Here is a 20,691-nt window from a genome sequence, read left to right as displayed (position 1 = left end):
AGGCGGGCCGCGCAAAATTTTCGCCGGGTCAGCCAACTGCCAGTACTGTGTCGGAATGCGCTCTTTTTCTAGCCGCCTCCCCTCCCTCGCGCTCGCCCTCGCGCTCACCCTCCCGTCCCTCCACCTCGCTGCCTGCAGTGACACTCCGGCCACGCCGGGTGACGGCGGCACGGTCACCGAGACCGAAGCGGGCACGCCCCCCCCGGGCGAGGACGGAGGGCCCGGCCCCGACACCGCGCCCCCGCCGCCCGGCAGCACCGCAGACAGCAAGTTCCGGCCGAGCCCGAACGGCTTCAGCTTCTCCAACAGCTTCAGCCCAACCGAGCCCACGCCCGGGCCCACCATGGGCGTGGAGGACGTGCGCCGCATGTTCGGCGACGTGGTCTGCGGCAGCACCGCGGGCGGATGTGTTCTCACGCCGGCCGCGCAGCAGTGGCTCGAGGCCGCCAACAAGGATCTCTACCAGGGGCTCTGCGAGGGGTTCGCGATCCTCGCCAACATCCTGTACGTCGGCGCCAATGGCATGAAGGCTTCGGACTTCCAGCCGGGGGCCACGAACCCCTTCGAGCTGAAGGTCGAGGGCAACGGCAAGCTGCAGCGCGAGCTCGCCTATTGGTACACCACCCAGACTCTCTACGAGCGGACGCCGGGCCTGACCCCCGCGGAGCTGGGCGCGCAGCTCTTCGCCGCGCTCGGCAAGACGCCCTCGGCCGATCTGCCCACGCTCGCGTTCTTCAAGAAGGACGGCAAGGGCGGTCACGCCATGAACGCCCACTCGATCGCCGCCACGCCGACCGGGTTCGACGTGAAGATCTACGACAACAACTACCCCAACGAAGAGCGCACCCTCACCATCGACACCAAGAAGGACGAGTGGCGCTACGTGGGCTCCACCACCGCGCAGGGCGAGAAGGACGAGTACATCGGGGACGCGACCAGCAAGTCCATCCACCTCATCCCCACCGCCCTCCGCCTCCGCAAGTTCGACTGCACCTTCTGCGGCAACGTGCAGCCCGGAGCGCCCCCCACGGGTGTCCGTCAGATTCGCCTCAACAGCGGCGGGCACGCGCTCATCACCGATCCCGCCGGTAAGCGCCTTGGGTACGCGAATGGCGCGCTCGTGAACGAGATCGCGGGCGCGAAGGCGCGCACCGTGCTGAACGGCAGCCGTGGCCGGCCCGATCCGGAGCCCACGTACGAGCTGCCCGCCGGCACGGACACGACCATCACGGTGGACGGCGCGGGGCTCACGGCCGAGTCGAAGTCCACCCTCACGGTCGTCGGTAGCGGGTACACGGTGGACGTCGAGGACATCGCGCTCAGCCCAGGTCAGAAGGACACGATCGTCGTCCGGGCGTCGGGCACCGTGATGGAGTACACGACGCAGCAGGCCGAGACGCCGACTCTAATCGTGGGCATTCAGACCGCGACAGACGACTACCTCATCGAGATTCACGTCAGCAGCGACACGAACGGCCAGACCGTGAAGCTCGAGCTCGATCAAGCGAACGGTCGCCTGAAGGTGACCGTCGATGGTCACGACACGGGCGACTACGACCTCGACGTCGTGGTGCACCGCATCGGCGCCAGCGGCGAAGAGATGTTCGAGCACGAGGGCGACACCGGCATCAACATCCCGAGCGGTGGCACGGCCTCGATCGCCTACGGGGCGTGGACCGGCAACGGCGGGACCATCGCCCTCGAGATCGACGACGAGCGCAACGGCTCGGTCGATCGCACGGTGGTGCTCACGGACCAGAAGTAGCTGGGCGGGACGAGGGCGCGGCGCGTCGGCCGCGCCCTCATCTGACGTGGACCACGGCGCCCTCACGCGTAGGCGGGAGCGTGACGGCGGCCCGCTGGGTCTTTCGCCCCCGGGCGCCCTGCGCTTCGCGTCCGGAGCGACTCTCATCCGCTTGAATGAGACGTCGAACTCGACGCTGAGCTGACGGTCCAGAGCCTCACCGAGACGACGCAGCGGGCGGCGCCCAAGAAGCACTTCTGCGACGCACGCTGCCGTGCAAGACTTCTCCCGTGGCAACCCTCCCCAGGCGTGATCTCCTCCGTCTGAGCCTCGCCGGCCTCGCTGTGGCGATGGCCCGTCCCATCGCGGCCTGCGGCGCGCCGCTCGTGTCCCCGGGGGGGGCCGATTCGGGGGGCGACGCGGTGTCGCCACCGCCCGCAGACGCAGGGCTCGAGGCTTCGCCGATCGACGCCGCGCCGCCGACGGATGGCGCCCGTCCCGGTGACGCGAACGCGGCCGACGCGAGCTCCCCGGACTCCGCGGACGCTGCGGACGCCGCGACGGACGCGGCCGACGCGGCCGACGCCGCGCCCACGCCCCTCAAGTCGAACATCGCCAATCTCGGCCCGCTCGAGCCCCCCGACGCGAACAACCTGCGGCTCCCGCCGGGCTTCACCTCTCGGGTCGTCGCGACCACGGGGCAGCTACCCGTGGCCACCAGCACGTACCGCTGGCACGTCGCGCCCGACGGTGGCGCCGTGTACGCGGCTCCCGGCGGCGAGTGGGTCTACGTCTCGAACTCGGAGGCCAGCCCCGGCGGCGTCGGCGCGCTGCGCTTCAACGCCGCCGGCGACGTGGTGGACGCGTACCCCATCCTCACGGGAACCTCGACGAACTGCGCGGGCGGGCACACGCCCTGGGGCACCTGGTTGTCGTGCGAAGAGCACGGTCGCGGGAGGGTCTTCGAGTGCGACCCCATGGGGGTCGGGGCCGCCGAGGCACGACCTGCGCTCGGCGTGTTTCGACACGAGGCCGCGAGCGTCGATCCGGTGAGAGGGCAGCTCTATCTCAGCGAGGACGAGCCCGATGGGCGATTCTATCGCTTTACGCCCGCCGCAATGGGGATGGGCGGCGCGCTCGACTTGACGGCCGGGACGCTCGAGGTCGCTCGCGTCGTCGCCGGAGCCGTCACCTGGCTCCCGGTCCCCGATCCCGAGCTCACCGGCCCCACCGCGACGCGACATCAGGTGCCCGCCAGCACAGTGTTCAACGGCGGGGAGGGGCTCTGGTACCACGCCGGCAAGGTCTACCTCGCGACCAAGGGCGACGACCGCGTGTGGGAGTACGACATCGTCGCCAGCACGATCCGTGAGCATTACAACCATCTCACAGCGGCGAACCCCATCCTGCGGGCCGTCGACAACCTGACCGGGAGCGCCGGCGGGGACATCCTCGTCGCGGAGGACGGCGACGACCTCCAGATTGTCGCGATCCTCCCGGATGGTTCGCTCAAGGCGATCGTTCAGGTGGTGAACCATCCGGGGTCGGAGGTGACGGGGCCGGCGTTCGACCCGTCGGGGACCCGCCTCTACTTCAGCTCTCAGCGCGCTCCGGGCGGCGCCGTCACCTTCGAGGTCACGGGCCCCTTCCACGTGTAACCACGCGCGGGTCAGCTCGGTCGGGAGCGCCAGAGCGGGAGGTGGTTCGAGGCCGACCTGCACACATGTGTGAGGGAGTCGGAGCAGAGCGCCGCCACGCCCACGCATTTGCGACCCCGCCGCGCGCCGTGCTTGCGCGTGGGTCGTGGTGGGCTAACACCGTTAGCCGTGCGTCCCATCGGCCGAATCTTCGCGCTCCTCCTCCCGCTGTCCCTGGTCGCCTGTGCGGTCGATTCGATCGACCCGCCCCAGCCCGCGTCGCCCCCTGGCGAGGCGAGCGAGCCCCAGGCCGACCCGCCCTCGCCCGTCGCTGCGGGGGCCACCTCCGGCGAAGGCGCTCAGGCGGACACGCCCGGCCTGCCCGGCCTGGAAGAAGCTTCGCCCGCCATCCCCGACGGCGAGCCCGAGCTCGAGCTCCCCAACATCCCAGTGCTCACGGGCCCTGGCCCTGGGCCCTCCCGCACGTGCTCCTACACGAAGGACGCGGACGGGTTCTTCAAGCTGCTCACCAAGACCGGCGGGATCGACTACTGGGTCCGCTTGCCCCCGACGTACACGGCGACCAAGTCGTACCCCATGCTCGTCGGCATGCACGGCTGCGGTGACAACGCGAAGAACTTCGCGACCTGGGCGCTCTCGCCGTGGAACATCCGCTCGACGCAGACGCACATCGCGGTCTCCGTGGGGGCCGCCCGCGACGGGCAGTGCTGGACCGCGTCGACCGACGAGGCGAAGATCCTCGCCGTCGTCGCCGACGTGCGCCAGTGCTTCTGGGCTCACCAGCGCAAGATCGTGCTCGCGGGGTACTCGTCGGGCGGCATCGCCGCGTACTACACGGGCGTGCGTAACGCCGCGAAGTTCGCCGGCATCCTCATCGAGAACTCGAGCCTCCAGTCGGCGTTCGGCGTGGGAACGGGCACCGACAACGCGCTGAACGCGGCAGCCTGGAAGATCAACGTGGCGATCTCGGCGCGCACCGGCGACGAGTACTTCCCCATCGCCCAGCTCCGCACCGACAAGTCGAAGCTCACGGCCAAGGGGTTCCCCGTGCAGTACCGCGAGCTCGCGGGCGGCCACAGCGGCACGAGCGACGACTGGACGGGCTTCCTCCTCACCAAGTACTCGACCTGGCGCGCGCCCTGAGCGAATAGGCGCTCCGAAAACATCGTGCGTCGCTCGCGCCCGCTCACCCGCAAGGGGGGCGGGCGCGCATGCGTGTATGGCGCATGCAATGAGCTCGAGCCTCACCGATACGGGCCGAGCGCGGAGACCTCCCCGAAGAGCGCGGTCGTCGCGAGTCGCCCTCGCTCGATCAAGGCGCCCACGGCGTCACCCGTCGGGAACGCCCCCTCGAGCCGAAAAAAGAGCCCCTCATGGTGCATCTGCACCTCGCGGCTCACCTCTCCGAGCTCGGCGAGGATGTGCGGCACGGGCGCCCTCCCGAGCAGCTCTCGCACGCGATGCTCGGGGTTGCCCGTGACCACGTAGAGGTCGTCGAACCGCGCGTGCCCCACCCGGATGTCCTGGCTGAAGATCCCCTGCAAGAACGACGGGAGGTTCGTTCGTCGAACCGCGAACCCGAACCCGACGGGGGTCGGAAAGCGGACCGAGACCGAGGTGCACACCCGCGCGGGCTCGCTCTCGAGCGCGACCTCGATCGCGCTCCCCGCCGCGGTGCCAGTGAGCTTCATGCGCTCGGGGCTGAACGCGAACCCGGCCGCGTCTGCGAAGCGCAGCCACTCGCCCTGCTGTGCGAGCTCGGGCCGCGTCGGAGGCACCTCGGCACGGCGGACCGACAACGCCCTGGCGATCCACACGGCCTGGTCGAGCCACGCCCCAATCCTCCGCGGATCCGTGACCGTGCCCTGCGTCGAGAGGTCGACGGTCGAGTCGGTGATCACGAGCCCCGTGGAGGCCGCCCGCAGGATCCCGTCGAGGAGCGCGGAGTTGCGCGGCTCGGTGGGAGAAAAGAAGGCGCGGATCGCCCCTGGGGTGAACCCCTCCACGAGGAGCTCCTTGTCGAGGACCGGTGCGCCCAGCGAGATCCCGTCAGCGCCGAAGAGCCCGTGCAGGAACGACTTGGCCTTCAGCTCGAGACCGAGAAAGAGCGGTGGATCGACCCGCGCGACGACCCCGGTGTAGGTCGTCTGGGTGCTCCCGCTCCCCACGTCGTAGCAGAGCACGACGACCTCCGTGCCGCGCCAGCGCCCATAGAGCCGGTGGGCATACGAGGGCTTCGCCGGCGCCGGACCGCCGAAGGTGCGCCGCAGCTGGCGAAAGCCCATGCCCTGGGCGTACCCGGCCGTGGCCAGGCACCGCTCGAGCCCGAGCTCCTTGCCCAGAAATGCCCAGTCCTCCGCATCGAACAGGCCCATCCTTCGCATGTACCGCGTCGGGACGCGGAGTGTCGAAGAAGTGAGGTCAAGGTCGTCGCCGGTCCTCGTGGTCTCACCGGCCTCACCCTACGTCAAGGGCGCGCGCGAGCAAGCCTGCCCCCACGATTTTCCGCCCGCGGCTGTGGGACGCCCCCCGCTCCCGCGGAGTTCTCGTCAGGGGTGGCCCCGCCCCAGGGCACCCCTCCCCAGGCGGGGCCCCCCCCCCCCCCCCCCCCCCCCCCCCCCCCCCCCCCCCCCCCCCCCCCCCCCCCCCCCCCCCCCCCCCCGGCGCCACGCCACCACGGCAGACCCACCCGGCCGCGCCCACAGACGGCCCGGACCCGCCGACCCCCTGTGGACGCACCCCCGCCAGCACCCCCCCCCCCCGACCACCCCCCCGCACCGAGCGGCCCGCCCTCGGGCCCGGGTGGCCCCCGGCGGCCGTGCCCGGGCCCCCCCGGCCGCGACTGCGACCGCGGGACCACGCGGGCGGAGCTGGTTGCGGCAGTGGAGAAGAGGCCACCCGCCCGCCCGGGGAGGCCCGCTCTTCACCCGCGCCAGGAGAACCCGTCGCCTCTCGCGCTGGCCCCCCGCCCTCGGGTAGGCGGCCTCTCCGCCGCTGGACCACCCAAACCCCCGGCCTCAATCTGAGCCTTTCCAGCAAAGCTGCGTCCACGGCGTGAGCGCATGCGCGCCCTTCCCGCCCACGAAGCGCGACGACACTGTGTGACGTGGGACCGCAACCGCCCGTCAGCGCCTCCGGCCGACCCCGAGGCAACCGAACCCTCGCGCCCGAGGCCAAGCCAGGGGTCGCTCGCCTCGCCTCAACCCGAACGCGTCCGCGAGGGGACCAGGCCAAGAGCCTCAGCCCGACCCCGCTAGAGTCCTGGTCCCCGCATGCCGACGCCAGCCCGCCGACCGAAAGAGCCGAGCCAGCACTGCAGTGGGTTCGCCGCCACGCTGGCGGATGGCCCGAACGACTCCGGGCTCAGCCTTCACGCAGGCCCAGCCACTGGAGCCCGCGTCGCCTTAGCGGCCTCTTGAGCTTCGGCAGCGCAAGCTCCGGCTGGCCGAGTCAAGCAGGAGGCGACCGTGACTGCGGACGGCACCCGCGCCCCTGACCCCCCAGACGCGCGCCCCCCCCCCCCCCCCACCCCACCCGTCCACCAGTCCCGAGGGCTACCGAGTGGTCCGGCCAGAGCCGGGACGCACATCCCGCTCGCGGTCGTCAGGACGGGCTCGTTCAACGACAACAAGATGTATCCCGCGAGGTTGTGGAGGTTCACCCGCCCAGCGTCCTTCGCGAGGGCCTCTTGCACGGCGAGGAGCGCCGCCGGGAAGTCACCTCGATTGGCGAGCTCCAGCGCCCTCCGATAGGCATCGTCGGCTTCGCTCGGCATTCGCGCGGATCGGACGCCAAAACGCCGCGCGCGTCTTCCTTCAAATGAAGGACGCGGCGCGGCGCCTTCGCGCCCGCGGCCCGACCCCGCGCGGAGGTTCGGGCGCGGCGCCGCCGGTTCACGTATTCGGTCGCGGGGCGCGGCGCGACCGCGCGCTCGCTCACTCACGCCGCCTTCGGGCTGATCGCGGCGCGAGCGTCTCGACCCGAAGGGGGCAGGGCGAGGCGGACGATCTTCTTCGCGACGCTCCACACCTGGGAAGGCAGTGAGCTCGAGTTGTACGCGACGCCGTACTTCTCGCAGATCGCGCGGACCTCGCGCGCCATCTCCGGGTATCTGTGGGCGGGCACGTCGGGGAACATGTGGTGCTCAATCTGGTGGCTCAAGTGGCCGCTCGCCACGTGGAGCAGCCACGAGCCCTCGAAGTTGGCCGAGCCGCGGAGCTGGCGCAGGTAGAACCCGCCGCGCGTCTCGCCCTCGAGCACCTCGGGGGGGAACGTCTCGGTGCCCTCGGGGAAGTGGCCGCAGAAGATGACCAAGAACGACCACAGGTTCCTCACCATGTTGGCGACGAGGTTGCCGGCGAGCACGGGCAGCGCGAACGGCCCCGACAGGAGCGGGAAGAGCACGTAGTCCTTGAGGACCTGCTTCTTCGCCTTCGCAAGAAACTCGCGCACCTTCGCGCGATCCTCGCGGGTCCGCTCGTTCGGCCCGAAGAGGTACTTCGGCATGTCGACGTCGTGGGCCGCGACACCCCACTGAAAGAGGAGACCCAGCGCCAGGGTGGACACGGGCTGGAGCAAGGCGAGCGGCGTCCAAGGCTGCGACGGGTCGACGCGGAGCATGCGATACCCGAGGTCGTGGTCGACGCCGCGCACGTTCGTGTACGTGTGATGCAGCACGTTGTGAGAGTGTCGCCACTGCTCCGACGGGCACACGATGTCCCACTCGTACGTCTGCGACGAGAGCGTGGGATCGTTGGCGAAGTCGTATTGGCCGTGGAGCACGTTGTGGCCAATCTCCATGTTCTCGAGGATCTTCGAGGCCGCGAGCGCGCCGGTGCCCAGCGCCCACGCGACAGGGAACATGGGCGGGAACAAGGGCGCGGAGAAGCCGCTCGCGAAGAGGAGCGCGCGGCCGGCGACCTCGAGGCCACGTTGCACCCGGATGACGCGCCGGATGTAGCGCGTGTCGCGCGCGCCGAGGTCGGCCTTGGTGCGGGTGAGCAGCGCGTCGATGTCGGCGCCGAACGCCTCGAGGTCGGTAGGCGAGAGGGCGGAGAGGGCAGTGTGAGTCATGAGGTCCTCGCTTCGCGGTTCAGAGATCGACGACGACGGGCCCCACGGGCTCGCTCGTGCAAATTCGGATATCGACGTCGCCGTCGGTCGAGAGAGCGCCCGTGGCCGAGTCGCGGGTGGTCCCGGAGACCTTTCGGCACAGGCACGTATGGCAAATACCGATACGGCACCCGTGCCTCGGGCGAAGGCCCGCGCCCTCGGCCATGGGGAGGATGGGCCCGCGGCCCTCGGCTGTCTTGCCCGCGCGCGCGAACGTGACCGTACCGCCCTCGTGTGCCGGGTCTCCCTCGTGGACGGGCGGGATCGCTGGCGCCGAGAACGCCTCGGTGTGGAGCTTCGTGAGATCGCCTCTCGCCGCGAGCTCGGCGCGCACGACCTCGAGCATGCCCGGGGGGCCGCACGCGAACACCTCCCACGACGCGAGATCGGGCATTTGCGCGGAGAGGGCTCCTTCGCTCATGGGGCCGTACGCGATCGCGACGCGGAGGCCCGGGCAGGTGAGGGGCGCGGCCGCTGCGATCGCGTCGAGCTCGGCGCGAAACAGCGCGTCGCGCGGCGACTTTGCCCACGTGAGAAAGACCACTTCCCCCCGGTGCCGCCGCTCGACGAGGGTCCGCAGCATCGCCATCACGGGCGTGATTCCGCTCCCGCCGCTGACGAGCAAGAGGCGATCGTGAACCGGCGTGCCGAGCACGAAGTCCCCCGCGGGGGCGCCGACTTCGACGAGGTCTCCCTCCCGGAGGGCCGGCGCGTCTCGCTCCGTGAGCCGCGGCGTCACGAGGCCGGAGGGCCGCGCGCGGACGGTGAGCTCGATCGTGCGGCGCCCTGCGTGCTCGCGCGGCTCGGCGCTGGCAATGGAGAAGATGCGCGTGCGCCGGACCCCGTCGATCTCCAGGGTGAGGGCCGTGTGCTGGCCGGCGCGGTGGCGCGGGAAATGTGGGCCCGGGCGTAGCACCAGGGTGACCGTGTCGTAGGTCTCGCGCCGCACGAAGACGACCTCGGCGTGGTGAGCCCGGCGCGAGCGGAGCGGCGCCACGAGGCCGACGAAGTCGTCGAGAGTGCGGGGGTAGACGAGCGCGGACGCGAGGCGCGCGCCCCAGGAGACGGGATTGAGCGTGTCGAGCATGTCGAGCATGAGCGTGCCTTTCGACCTCGCGCAGAGGACGCGAGGCTCCGTGCCGCGCGAGGCGGCGTTCTGGGGGGAGAGAGCGCGGGCGCGAGGCGCGCGCCGGCAAAGGGAGGCGAGCCACGCGGCGTCAGCAGGCCGCGAGAGGAGCTGCGAGAGTGCTGCCGCCGAGCGGCTCTAGCGGCGCGCCTTCTGGCGCTTGTGTTTCGTGAGCACCGCGGCCGCGCCGCTCTCGGTGGCGCTGCGCTGAGAGCGCTCCATTTCTCGAGCGAACACGAGCCGCACGGCCTCGAGGCTCACCGGACGGAGCTCGGCGTACGTGGTGTCGACGTCGTCGCCGAGCGCGTCGGCGTTCTTCATGAAGTAGGCGGTGAGGTCGTCGGCCAGCCGGCCGAGCTGCTTCTGCATGAGCGCGAAGGCGCCCTCGGCGGTGTGGAGCGGCATGCCGACCGCGTCTAGCCTGAGCAGGAGGCCGAGCCTCGCGGGGCTCTCGACGAGGTACGCGTCGCCGCGCCGCTCGACCGCGCCGACCCTCGCGAGCTCACCCAGGAGCCCGGGGCGCCTGCCCGCGAGCTCCGCGCCGAGCTCGGCCTCGGTCATGACCTTGGGGCGATCCGAGGCCCACGGCGACGACAGCTGGTCGTGCGAGCCGATCCACTCGTTGAGCGAGAACTCACCCTTCGCGGTGCGCTCGAGCACGTCGCGGATGGCCCGGATGCGGAGCCCGCGGTCTTGGAGCTGCGTGATCTGGGCGAGCCGCTCGACGTGAACCTGGCTGTAGTAGGCCACGCGCCCGCGGATCGTCGGCTTCGGGAGCGCGCCCTCCGACTGGTAAAACCGGATCGTGCGGCTCGGCACGCGGGTCTGCTCGGCGAGCTCGTCGATCGTGAGCTCGCGCTCGGCCGCGTGAGCCGAGGCGTCGGGCTGGGTCGGTTCTTGGGGGGTCGGTGCTCGCTCGCGCGCCATCTCGGGAGAGGGGAGCATAGCGCCGAAGAGGAGGTTTGCTGCGCCAGTCATCACGGTGACAGTTATGATTGTGACAGCGACCACTGTCAAGGTGCGGGCGGATGTTTTTTCCGACTCAGAGCGCTGGGCGGGAAGTCACCTCACGGGACGAGCGCGCAGGAGGGGTGGAAGCCCGCCGGGAGGCCGGTCGCGTAGGGGGAGGGGGTCGCGCCGTACGGGTGATCCTGAAGGAAGCGCCACGCCGAGGCCCGAACCGCCGCGGGGATGTCGTGCCCCTGCCCATGATCACACAGGACCGGGAAGTGACCTCGCACCTTGATGAAGTCGACATAGCGCTCGCTGGTGGTCTGGAGCACGTAGGGGAACACCTTGTCGTCGGCACCCCCGTGCAGCACCAGCGCGGCGAAGCGCGCGCCGGGCGCATCGCTCGTGGGGGCCATCGTGGCGGTCAGCCCGCCGCTGTACGACACCACGCTCGCGAGGTAGCTCGCGCGGCGGAGGCTCATCACGCTCGTGTGAAAGCCGCCCGCGCTCAAGCCCACCGAGTGGATCCGCCGCGCGTCCACCCCGACCCGCATCGCCGCGCAGGCCAGCAGCTCGTCGGCCACGCGGAGATCGTCGTCACGCACGCCGTCGGCGAGGAACCACGGCAAGATCCCCGCCGCGGGATCGTGCTCGGGCGCGATCACCACCCCGCCTTGCGCCAAGATCGCGTCGATCTGCGCGCGGCCGAGCGCATACTCGGCCTGCGCTGGCGCGTTGGTCGTGCCGTGCCAGTAGAAGACTACCGGCCCGTCCAACGTCGCCGCCGCCGTCGAGATCCACACCTGGGCCCTTCGAGGCGCGACGCCCGCGGGCGCGACAGTGATCATGCCCTCGACGAGCTGCGGGCACGCGCCGGTCGGCCGAGGGAGCACGGCCACGCGCCCGCCCGCGTCCCCCGCGTCCACGGCGCCCGCGTCCGCGTCGGGGCTCGCGCCCGCGCCGGCGCCCGCCTCGCTCGAATCGCTCGCGTCGGGGACCTCGAGGCGTGCGTCCGCCGCCGCTCCATCCGGCGCGCCCCCGTCCGGCGGGCTCGCGTCGGGATCCCCGACCAGGGCCGAGGCGCCCCCACAAGCCAGCAACGTCAGCCCGAGGATGCTCCAAGCAGCGCGCATTCCGAAGAGACTACCAGCCGCGCAGGCGCTCCGCCCGAGGCCGACGTCGCTCGCGCGCGACCGCGGCGCGTGGGCCGCCGGGCCCATCGCGCAGCACAGCTTAGCGAGGGCATGCGCAATCGTCCTCTCACGCAGCTGGCTCTGGTCTCCCTGGCGTCCCTCCTGCTCGCGGTCGGGTGTGCACCCCCCGTGTCGATCGGCATTTCTTCGACACGCGCGAACAGCTCGTCGAGCTCGTCGCGATCCGCCGCGCTCAACCTCATGCCGCCGAGCAGGTTCGGCAACGTGACGAACACGTCGTTGGAGGCCAAGTCGAGCCGGTAGCTCCGGCGGTTGGAGGCACCAGGCGGCGCGCCGAGGGTGTCACCGCGCACCTCGAGCTTCGTGGCTCCCACGAGGAACGTGGGCAGGTCCGCCGCCGGAGCGGGGCGCGGCAGACCCCTCGAGCGGATCGGCAGACGGCGGGTTCGGGTTCGGGTTCGGGTTCGTGGCCTCGACGACGGTCGTGCCGCCACCGCCTACGCCCGGCTCGCCCTCCACACCTCCCCCGATGCCCGACCTGTGCGCCTACGACGGCCAGACCGCGGATCTCGTGGTGACCCGCGACCGCGTGGGCACGACCTACCTCGCCGAAGACACCAACTGCCTCCACCGCAAGGACGTCCGGTACGCCAAGAGCGTCGGAGCGGTGCTCGCCTGGTTCGATGCGCACGTGCGCCTCCCGGGCGCCTCCCCCTGAGGCGCGGCCGACGAGGCGCTCCTTGCGTGGGTCGAGCGCCCGGCGCGCTCTCGATGGGGCGATGGTATTCAGGGGTAGTGGACACCCCGCAGCGGCGCATCGTTCAGGCCGAGGCCTTGGCCTGGCTTCGAGAGAACCCCGCCGCGGAGGGCACGAGCGTCGTCACCTCCCTGCCCGACGTGTCCGAGACCCCGAAGCTCTCCCTCGCGGAGTGGCGGGCGTGGTTCGTGGACGCGGCGAGGCACGTGCTTCGCTGGGTGCCGAGCCACGGCGTGACTCTGTTCTACCAAAGCGACATTCGCCACGCGGGTGAGTGGGTCGACAAGGCCTACCTCGTGCAGCGCGCCGCGGAGGGCGGGCCGCAGCGGCTGCTCTTCCACAAGATCGTGTGTCGCAAGCCTGCGGGCACGCCGGGCCTCGGCCGCGCCGCGTACTCGCACCTCTTGGCCTTCGGCGGCCCAGGGCTCGACCTCGGGGCGATGTGTCGGGTCTCCTCGGGCCCGGACGTGCTGCCTGAAGCCGGCGCCATGTCGTTCAGCGGCGCCATGGGGCTCGCGGCGGCGCGCCTCGCGTGCGCGTTCCTCCGCGACGCGACGAACACCCGCGTCGTCGTCGATCCGTTCTGCGGGCAAGGGCGGAGTGCTCGCCGTCGCCAACGCCATGGGCTTCGACGCCGTCGGCGTCGACCTGAGCGCGCGGCGTTGCAGGTCGGCGCGCAAGGTCGTCTATCCAGGCGAGCTTGGGTGAGCCGCGGGCCCGCGCGCCCGGTACCCACGCTGGCGGCCAGCCGTCCGGGCCGGAGCCCCGCCAAAGGCGCGCGCCGCGCCCCCGTGCGATGCTTGGGGAATGCAAACCCCGCGCAGCCCTCGCGCACGGCTCGTCACGTTCATGGCGACACCTCGCCTGCGGCTCGGGCTCGCCATCGTCGTCTCCTGCGGGGGCACCCCCCCGAGCGTCCCCTCGGACGCGACCTCGCCCACGCCCACGCTCTCCGAAGCGGGCGCCCCGGCCCCGCTCGTCGACGCGGCCTCTCCCAGCGACGCGGGCGGCGACGGCGGCTCGTGGAGCCCGCTGCCGGCGCTCGCGGGCGGCCCCCGTCAGGAGACCGCGGTGGTGGCGCTCGGCAGGAAGCTTTACGTCATCGGCGGGTTCGACGCGAAGACCGAGATGAGCGCCGCCGTGGAGGTCTTCGACCCCAGCGCGGGCACGTGGTCGAGCGCGGCCCCGCTCCCAAACGCCCTCCACCACGCGAACGCCGCCGCTGTGGATGGCAAGCTCTACGTGGTGGGGGCGCTCGGGTCGTCCTTTCGCGCATTGAGCCTCTCGATAGCCTACGATCCTGCCACCAACACGTGGACACCCCGCGCGTCACTGCCTCTCGGCGCGGAGCGTGGAGCCTCGGGCGTGGCGGTCGTCGGCACCAAGATCTATGTGGCCGGCGGGCTCCGCGGCGGCGCCGTGGCTTTGTTCTCGGCCTACGACACGACCGCCGACACGTGGGAGGATCTCCCCGCCATCCCGGCGCCGAGCGATCACCTCGTGGCCGGCGCCGTGGGCACGACGGTCTACCTCATCGGCGGCCGTCAGGCGGCGATCACGAGCCACACAGCGCGCGTAGATGCCTACGACACGCTCACTCGCACGTGGAGCGCGCGGGCCCCCATGCCTACTTCGCGCGGCGGCGCCGCGGCGGCCGTCGTCGGCGCGCGCGTAGTGGTCGCCGGGGGAGAGGGCGACACGAGCCGCCCGAGCGGCGTGTTCGACCAAGTGGAGAGCTACGAGCCCGCGACCGACCGCTGGACCAAGCTCGCGCCGATGCGATCGCCGCGCCACGGCACCGGCGCCGCGGCCATCGGGGGCAAGGTGTACGTGCCCGGCGGAGCCGACCGGCAAGCCTTCGGCGCCGTGGCCACCTTCGAGGCGTTCACCCCGTTCACGCCGTGAGGCTCACCGAGAGCGACCCTGCTCCATCATCGCAAGCGCGCCGCGTGGACGGGGGGCTGTTTTGCGCGCCCGTGTTCGCCCACAACGGGTGGTCAGGGCGCAGCGTGCAGAGCGCGATTTTTGCCAACGCAGCGGGCGACCTCGTCTACACGATGGCGACCGACGCCTCCGGTCCACCGGGGACACCACCTCCGGAAGCGTCTCTGTATGAGATCACGCTGGGACGGGCGGGGGACAGGCGGGGCCAAGCGCGGCGCCCGCGCTCGACCTGCCGATGAGCGCGGGAGCAACCGCAGCCAAGATCGCGCGCTCGATCGCCGAGCCTGGTGCTCGCATCGCGAGCGCGTAGGCGGCAATCACGGCTACCATGGCGAGATACTCGCTGACCCCACATTGGAAGCTCTCGGCCACTCCGAGGGCGCACGATCTGGTCTTCGCAGCGGTGGTTAGAGCGAGCTTGGATGCCGGCGACGCGGCTAGCGTCGGATAACTCGCGAGAAGGTCCGCTGCAGACGTTCCCGTCACGTAGAGCGCGACGAACAAATCGACTAGCTCCCTCTCCCCGACGGTCGCGCGCATTACGAGATGGCGAACCGTTGCGTCGAGGCGGACGAGGTCTACCAACGGGTTGCCTGGGCCACTGGTAGCGTAGTCGATGAAGGCCGGTAGGCGATCAACCAACAAGACGTTCCGACCGTGAATGTCACCATGGACAACACCCTTGTCGTGCAGCGGTGCGAGCACTTCCATGGCCTTGTTCACGACTGCGGAGAGGTCGAAGGACTGCTCATCGTGCCCGATAACCTGGTGGGTGACCGAACGCCTTGCCAGTCCGGCAGCTGGCCAATGTAGCCAGAACACGACCCCTCCCCCATTCGCTGGGCGCTTGTTTAGCTCGGCCAGTCGCTCCGACGCGCGAGAGATCCCGGCTTCTAGCGATTCACCGAGTATCAACGCCTCATCTGTCCCCAGATCGTTTCGATCGAAGCATTCCATACTGAGCAGACGCTCGAGCTCGTTTTCAAGTGTCGGCGCCGGGCGGTTGGTCCCATCGGGGTGGGGCTGCAATCGATATGAGAGCCCGGATAGACCCTCGTGATGGTAGATGACTGGATCCGTCACGTTCGGTTCCCATGCGGCGATCCAGTTCTGATGGAGCTGAAGTTCCTTGAGAAGCTCCGACGGTTCGTCGAGTTTCACCACGAACGGTCGACCCTCTTCCCCCTGCAACATGAAGACACGGGCTTTGGATCTCCCACCGTGCATCTGCGCGGCCCGGAGACGACGAACCTCTACGCTGCCGTCGAGCGACTGCCTGTGCCCCGCGATTAGGCGCAGGAGCAGCGTTTCCTCCCGCGAGATCCCCAACGGAACGAACCTGGTCGCATCGGCCAAGGCTAGGAGCGCAGCCGATGCCCGAATCAGTTCGACGTCAGCCGGGGTGAGGTTAGCGCCACTACCATGACAAAAACGATCGGAGGAGGAACGACCAAGGCCGAGCTCTAGCAGAGAGGGAAGCTCGCGCGCGACTGCCTCGCCGAGGCCGTCCAGCGAGATCCGTGCGAACACAAACGTCGACCAGGAACACAGACGTTTGACGGCATCGCGTTGGCCTTGCTCGTCCATACCGGTCCATGCTGATGACCCTACGACGATGCCGCAAAAGCCCGTTTTGGCGATGGTCCACAGCCGCTCTATGCTGATAACCCGGAGAGGGGAAAATCCGCTTCTGTTGAGCATCGCGTGGTTCGCGGCGTGTTCTACCGGAGCACGCCCCTGTGAACTGAGGGGGCGCTTATGTTCGCGACACGTTTCGTGAGGGGCGATGGACAAGGCCCTCCGAAAACTCGCCACCATTGGTGAGTTCAGGAGGGTCCGTCTCCGACTGAGAGAGTCGAGGAGGACGGATGGTGGAGAGGGTGAGCGAGATCGCGGACGAGGACAAGTTCCACGCGAAACTGTTGGAGATCGACGTCGCGGCGCCCGGGCGGTGCGGAGGGGCCCGGTGCAGTCGGCCGGGGTGCGGGGGCGGCTGGACGTGGCGAACTACCCGCGCAAGGTCCGCGGGGTCGGCGAAGGGGCGGCCGTCGCCGGGCGGTACGATTGGCGGCTGTCGCTAGTGCTGCTCGGTGCGTGGCTGCAGGAGGCGCGACACCGCCGTCGGTGCGGTTCCTGGGGCCGATTCGTGTACGCGATGCGGGTCATGGTGGCGTGGGCGGCCCTGCGCGGAGTGGCGTCGAGGGCAGCCCCAGCGGTCGCGTCGACGTCCGGCGCCCGTCGCGGCAGACGACGAGCCGCTGGGAGAGCTACTGGGGGCGGGTCCAGGCAAGACGCGAGGGTGACGCTGCTGGTCGCGGCGCTGGTCGTGTCGTCGGGCGCCGTGGCCCCGAACGTGGTGGTGGCGCTGATGCGGTCCGCGCGCGGCACCGAGGCGGAGCGCGGTGACGACGCACCGGCTGCTGGCGCCACTGACGACGGCGACGGTTTCCCCTGAACGGGCACGTTCGGCGATGGTTGGGTGACCGCACGCAGAGGGACGGTCGTAGACGGACCGTCTTGATTTCAGGGTTGTCGCACACGCGCAGGAGGGCCTGCGCAGGAGGACGACCTGAGATGAACGACAAGAGCCACGAGTCAGCCCGGATGAAGTGGGCGAGGTTTCGCTTCACGATCGTGGGGCCATTGCTGTCCCGCCTTCACCGGACGTAGGGGAGCTGCGCGAGCACGTCGAAGCGCTCGCTTCGCGGCGGTGGGAGCACCCGACGACGCGAGAGTCCCTGCGCTACGGCGCGTCGACGATCGAGCGTTGGTACTACGCGGCGAAGAACGCGAAGACGGACCCCATCGACGCGCTCGCGCGCAAGGTGCCGTCACACGCGGGCACGCGCCCATCGCTCGGGGCCGCTGCGGAGGCGCTCGCCGTGCAGTACCGCGCCCACCCGAGCTGGACGTACGCGCTTCACCACCAGAACCTCGCGGCGCAGGCGAAGGCGGACGCGACGCTAGGCGAGGTGCCGAGCCCTGCGACGATCGCGCGTCACATGCGCCAGCAGGGGATGGTCAAAACAGCGTCGTCGCAAGCGCAAGCGCGGCGAGGTTCAGGCCTTCGAGCCGCGCGAGCGGCGCAGCTTCGAGGTGACCCAGGTGCACGGGCTCTGGCACGCCGACTTCACGAGTGCTCGCGCGCCATCGCGCTCGCCGACGGGAGCTTCAAGCGGCCTCAGCTATTGGCCTTCATGGACGACGCCTCGCGCCTGATCTGTCACGCGCAGTGGTACCTGGATCAGACGACCGAGGCGTGGGCGCACGGCCTGTCGCAGGCGATGCTCAAGCGGGCCCGCGGGGCGCGCGGGCTGGCCAACGGCTCTGCCCATGATGGCCGCTGGAGGGCACCGGCGGGCTGGCGCGTCTCTCGCTCGCACCCGCCGCCCGCCCCTGCAGTACCCGCCCGGAATGGCGTGGCGGGAGGTACCGTCCGGTCCGGGCGTCACGTCGGGCGGTTAGGGGCAACCCCCGCATCCTGCGGGCCGCCGGAGGCGGCGGGGATATCCAGCGATCCGGACGTGGAGGCGCAGTGGTGCCGGGGGTCCGGATCGGAGGCCGGGCGGGCGCAGGAGCGTAAGCGAAACAAGCCACTTTCCCAAAGCTGGCGGGCGGCGGGACGGCGTGGCTTGAGGCACCTGCACGGTGGCCGGTGGCCGCGCCGAGCCGGTTTCGGCCCTGGCACGGAGGTTGCCGAACCCGAGCAACCTGCATGCGGGCGCACCGCGGCCTTCGCGCGCCCCTTGCGCCCGTCTTACTCAGCAGCCTCGACGCTGCCGGCACCTCGCCGAAGCACGCGACTCTGCCAGTACGGAGGTCCACGAGCCGGGGTTCGCTGCGGCACGTCCGTCGGCTCGCCGATGCCTCGCAGATAGCGAGCGACGCTCTTCGGATCGGTGACGATCGCGAGCAGCTTCATGCTCCCCCCGCAGCATGGGCACGTCAGCACGTCGAACCCAAATGTCCTCTTCAGGAGCTCGGCCCACGGGCGGTAGGCGCCTCGACGCGGCCTCTCGGGCATGGGCGCCGCGTTCTCCGGTGGGACCACCGCGGGCTTCGGGGCGAGACGGGGCCGGAGCTTGCTCGCCGACGCGAGCACGCCCGCGTACCGAACGGTGTGAAAGCGCGGCGCGGGTACCGACGCCGCGAGGCGGCTGAGGAGCGAGAGCGGATCCATGTCCACCGCCACGGTCCCGTCGGAGAAGGGCTTCTTGAGCGTGATCCTCACGAGTCCGTCCGGGCCGCGTGTCACCCGTTCCTGCGCGACTGCGGGACGCAACACGTACTTCAACAGCGCCTCTCTGCCGGCCACGTCGTGCCCGCCGGCGCGCGTCGCCGCGTGAAGCGTGAAGCCATCGAGCGCGACGCACAGCGGTCGCTCGAACACCATCCCCCGTCTCTCGAAGGGCAGCGCGCCGCGGCGCCACTCGGGACCGGCGGGCGGCGTCGTGCCCGATACGGCGGACGCGGCGAGCACGGCCAGACCGTCGCCCTCGCCCTCCGCGTCGCCGTCCTCGAGGAGAAGGCCCCGACGACGAAGGTACTTCACCATCCGGTCGCGCGTACGCTCCAGCACCGCCGCCACGTCCCGCGTCGACAGGTGCCCGACCGCGCGAAAGTCGAGCTCCTCGCCCTTGTCCCGATATGCGCCGTCGAGGAACACCGCGTGCACGTGCGGGTTCAGCTTCAGATCGGAAGAGGTTCGCTGTACCGCGATCACCGCTCCGCTCTGTCCGCGTGGAGATCCACCGCCCCGCTCACGGTAGAACCCGAGCACCGTCTGCACGAAGATCCGCGTCAGCGCCGAGACCAACGGCCCGTCATACCCGAGGCGCTTTCGCCACGCAAAAGGCACTGTGAGCACCCACTGCCGGAGATCCACCGCTGGCAGCACGTCCTCGATGAGATGCGCCGCGGTGGCGCTCATCTTCCGGCCCAGGCACGAGGGACAGAAGCCACGGCCCTTACAGCTGAACGGCACGAGCCGCGTCTCTTCGCAGCTCCCACACTTGAGGCGTGCGAAGCCGTGGCAAAGCAGGCCGCACGCCAGATAGCCTTCGAGCTCCTTCCTCACGAACTTGGGCAACGCGATCGCGAGGGCCCCGTCCTGCACCGCGCCATACAGCGTGTCGAGGTTCTCCTGCACCACGTGATAGAGCGTTGTCGTCTCTGGTCTTCGACGCTCGTAGACCGGAGAGGGCACCGCGCCCCCTCAGCAAGCCCGACGCCCACACAGCATCGCTGCGATCTCGCGAGCTTGCCCTCACCGCGCCCTGTCCCGGACGTCTTCTGGTGTGTTCCGGACACCTCGGCTCCTCGGGAAGCTCTCGCCGCGCGACGCGCCGGTCTCACTGGGGGCCGAAGTTCGAGAAGTCCATGGTGCTGGCGTAATCGCGGGCGGCGCGGGCGGCCGCGCACAGGGTCCCACGCGCCCGTCGGAGCCGCACGTCGAGCGCGGCGAGCGCTGTCTCCGCTGGCGAGCGAGCCGACCCCTCCCGGCGCGCTCCAGCGCCCTCCCAGGCCCGCTTCAATCGCGACCTTTCCCGGGCGAAGCCCGTCCGAAGGCACTCCATGCGGTCCCCTCCGCGGGAGGCAACCCCGGAGAGCCAGCTCTTCATTCGCACGCCGCTCTTCTTCTCCCGCACGCGGCGGCAGCTCGACAAGTGGCAGATCATCCTGCTCGTCGACGAGAGCGGGAGCATGCTCTCGTCGGTCATCCACGCGGCCGTCACCGCGGCCTGCCTCTGGGGTCTCCCGTCGACCAAAACCCACCTCTGCATCTTCGACACCGAGGTCGTCGATCTCACCGACCGCGTCACCGACCCGGTCGAGGTGCTGATGAAGGTGCAGCTCGGCGGCGGCACCGACATCGGGCGCGCGGTGACGTACGCGGCCGGCCTCGTGGAGAACCCGCGAGCCCTCGACGAGGCGTGGAGGCGGCTGGGGTTCAAGAGCCGGACCGCGATGATCCGCAAGGCGATCGAGGCGATGCTGGGGTAGCGCGCTCGAAGGGCTTTCCGCGCGAGGACCTCGCGTGGCATGTATGGGGGCCAATGTCCGTCACCGCCCCCTCCTCGAAATGACCATCCCCGACAAGCCCCGCAGCTTGAACCAGAAGTACGTCACTACGTATCCGTACGGGATACCGAGCCCCAAGGCCATAGCCGCCGCGGAATCGTCGTAGTAGGGCGCCGCGGTCAGCCCGCGGGGAGCGGGTCGTCGCGGTCCGCCGCGAAGCCCGC

Annotated in this window: 14 protein-coding genes and 2 pseudogenes; 9 read left to right on the top strand and 7 right to left on the bottom strand. The window is 70.6% G+C overall.

The annotated features are described in order from the left end of the window. Positions 1-55 precede the first annotated feature (55 nt). The 3 genes from IPQ09_15865 (at position 56) to IPQ09_15855 (ending at position 4,545) form a co-directional block, all read left to right on the top strand. On the top strand, positions 56-1,765 hold the full coding sequence (locus IPQ09_15865) for a hypothetical protein (protein ID MBL0195671.1): 1,710 nt from the start codon (positions 56-58) through the stop codon (positions 1,763-1,765). Between the two features lie 269 nt (positions 1,766-2,034). After that, the gene (locus IPQ09_15860; GenBank protein MBL0195670.1) at positions 2,035-3,402 is read left to right on the top strand and encodes a DUF839 domain-containing protein; all 1,368 of its coding nucleotides are present in this window, start codon (positions 2,035-2,037) and stop codon (positions 3,400-3,402) included. Between the two features lie 168 nt (positions 3,403-3,570). Then, on the top strand, positions 3,571-4,545 hold the full coding sequence (locus tag IPQ09_15855; GenBank protein ID MBL0195669.1) for a hypothetical protein: 975 nt from the start codon (positions 3,571-3,573) through the stop codon (positions 4,543-4,545). Between the two features lie 101 nt (positions 4,546-4,646). On the opposite strand, the gene IPQ09_15850 is transcribed toward IPQ09_15855, so the two are convergent. The 5 genes from IPQ09_15850 to IPQ09_15830 all read right to left on the bottom strand — a co-directional run bounded on the left by IPQ09_15850 (position 4,647) and on the right by IPQ09_15830 (position 11,724). Next, complete coding sequence (locus tag IPQ09_15850) at positions 4,647-5,777, bottom strand: hypothetical protein (protein MBL0195668.1); 1,131 nt, start codon at positions 5,775-5,777, stop codon at positions 4,647-4,649. A 1,564-nt stretch (positions 5,778-7,341) separates the two neighbouring features. Further along, positions 7,342-8,475 (bottom strand): acyl-CoA desaturase, encoded by a 1,134-nt coding sequence (locus IPQ09_15845; GenBank protein ID MBL0195667.1) that lies wholly within the window; start codon positions 8,473-8,475, stop codon positions 7,342-7,344. Between the two features lie 19 nt (positions 8,476-8,494). Next, positions 8,495-9,610, bottom strand: coding sequence for an iron-sulfur cluster-binding domain-containing protein (locus IPQ09_15840; protein ID MBL0195666.1), 1,116 nt, complete (start codon positions 9,608-9,610; stop codon positions 8,495-8,497). A 168-nt stretch (positions 9,611-9,778) separates the two neighbouring features. Beyond that, the gene (locus tag IPQ09_15835) at positions 9,779-10,585 is read right to left on the bottom strand and encodes a MerR family transcriptional regulator (GenBank protein ID MBL0195665.1); all 807 of its coding nucleotides are present in this window, start codon (positions 10,583-10,585) and stop codon (positions 9,779-9,781) included. A gap of 122 nt (positions 10,586-10,707) precedes the next feature. After that, positions 10,708-11,724: a hypothetical protein gene (locus IPQ09_15830; GenBank protein ID MBL0195664.1), complete on the bottom strand. Its 1,017-nt coding sequence runs from the start codon at positions 11,722-11,724 to the stop codon at positions 10,708-10,710. 111 nt (positions 11,725-11,835) lie between these two features. Here IPQ09_15830 and IPQ09_15825 point away from each other — a divergent pair, with 111 nt between their 5' ends. The 4 genes and pseudogenes from IPQ09_15825 to IPQ09_15810 all read left to right on the top strand — a co-directional run bounded on the left by IPQ09_15825 (position 11,836) and on the right by IPQ09_15810 (position 14,407). Further along, positions 11,836-12,048, top strand: coding sequence for a hypothetical protein (locus IPQ09_15825; protein ID MBL0195663.1), 213 nt, complete (start codon positions 11,836-11,838; stop codon positions 12,046-12,048). A gap of 163 nt (positions 12,049-12,211) precedes the next feature. Beyond that, complete coding sequence (locus tag IPQ09_15820; GenBank protein MBL0195662.1) at positions 12,212-12,463, top strand: hypothetical protein; 252 nt, start codon at positions 12,212-12,214, stop codon at positions 12,461-12,463. 53 nt (positions 12,464-12,516) lie between these two features. Then, positions 12,517-13,210: pseudogene (locus IPQ09_15815) on the top strand (SAM-dependent methyltransferase). A gap of 99 nt (positions 13,211-13,309) precedes the next feature. Then, the gene (locus IPQ09_15810; GenBank protein MBL0195661.1) at positions 13,310-14,407 is read left to right on the top strand and encodes a kelch repeat-containing protein; all 1,098 of its coding nucleotides are present in this window, start codon (positions 13,310-13,312) and stop codon (positions 14,405-14,407) included. Positions 14,408-14,620: 213 nt separating this feature from the next. On the opposite strand, the gene IPQ09_15805 is transcribed toward IPQ09_15810, so the two are convergent. Further along, positions 14,621-16,147, bottom strand: a complete 1,527-nt coding sequence (locus tag IPQ09_15805) for an aminoglycoside phosphotransferase family protein (GenBank protein MBL0195660.1) — start codon at positions 16,145-16,147, stop codon at positions 14,621-14,623. 598 nt (positions 16,148-16,745) lie between these two features. On the opposite strand from IPQ09_15805, the gene IPQ09_15800 reads away from it, so the two are divergent. Further along, a complete protein-coding gene (locus IPQ09_15800) occupies positions 16,746-16,901 on the top strand; it encodes a hypothetical protein (protein ID MBL0195659.1) in 156 nt (51 codons plus the stop codon). A 1,302-nt stretch (positions 16,902-18,203) separates the two neighbouring features. On the opposite strand, the gene IPQ09_15795 is transcribed toward IPQ09_15800, so the two are convergent. Continuing rightward, positions 18,204-19,652: a transposase gene (locus tag IPQ09_15795; protein ID MBL0195658.1), complete on the bottom strand. Its 1,449-nt coding sequence runs from the start codon at positions 19,650-19,652 to the stop codon at positions 18,204-18,206. A gap of 398 nt (positions 19,653-20,050) precedes the next feature. On the opposite strand from IPQ09_15795, the pseudogene IPQ09_15790 reads away from it, so the two are divergent. Then, positions 20,051-20,449 (top strand): annotated as a pseudogene (locus IPQ09_15790) (VWA domain-containing protein). Positions 20,450-20,691: the final 242 nt, after the last annotated feature.

It is taken from the genome of Myxococcales bacterium, assembly GCA_016720545.1.
Lineage (GTDB): Bacteria > Myxococcota_A > Polyangia > Polyangiales > Polyangiaceae > JAAFHV01.
This window is presented reverse-complemented; position numbering and strand designations above follow the sequence as displayed.

Bases quoted from the DNA above. Each gene is read 5' to 3' on its own strand.
- IPQ09_15865 (MBL0195671.1), top strand. From the start codon at position 56: ATGCGCTCTTTTTCTAGCCGCCTCCCCTCCCTCGCGCTCGCCCTCGCG.
- IPQ09_15850 (MBL0195668.1), bottom strand. From the start codon at position 5,777: ATGGGCCTGTTCGATGCGGAGGACTGGGCATTTCTGGGCAAGGAGCTC.
- IPQ09_15845 (MBL0195667.1), bottom strand. From the start codon at position 8,475: ATGACTCACACTGCCCTCTCCGCCCTCTCGCCTACCGACCTCGAGGCG.
- IPQ09_15840 (MBL0195666.1), bottom strand. From the start codon at position 9,610: ATGCTCGACATGCTCGACACGCTCAATCCCGTCTCCTGGGGCGCGCGC.
- IPQ09_15835 (MBL0195665.1), bottom strand. From the start codon at position 10,585: ATGCTCCCCTCTCCCGAGATGGCGCGCGAGCGAGCACCGACCCCCCAA.
- IPQ09_15830 (MBL0195664.1), bottom strand. From the start codon at position 11,724: ATGCGCGCTGCTTGGAGCATCCTCGGGCTGACGTTGCTGGCTTGTGGG.
- IPQ09_15825 (MBL0195663.1), top strand. From the start codon at position 11,836: ATGCGCAATCGTCCTCTCACGCAGCTGGCTCTGGTCTCCCTGGCGTCC.
- IPQ09_15810 (MBL0195661.1), top strand. From the start codon at position 13,310: ATGCAAACCCCGCGCAGCCCTCGCGCACGGCTCGTCACGTTCATGGCG.
- IPQ09_15805 (MBL0195660.1), bottom strand. From the start codon at position 16,147: ATGCTCAACAGAAGCGGATTTTCCCCTCTCCGGGTTATCAGCATAGAG.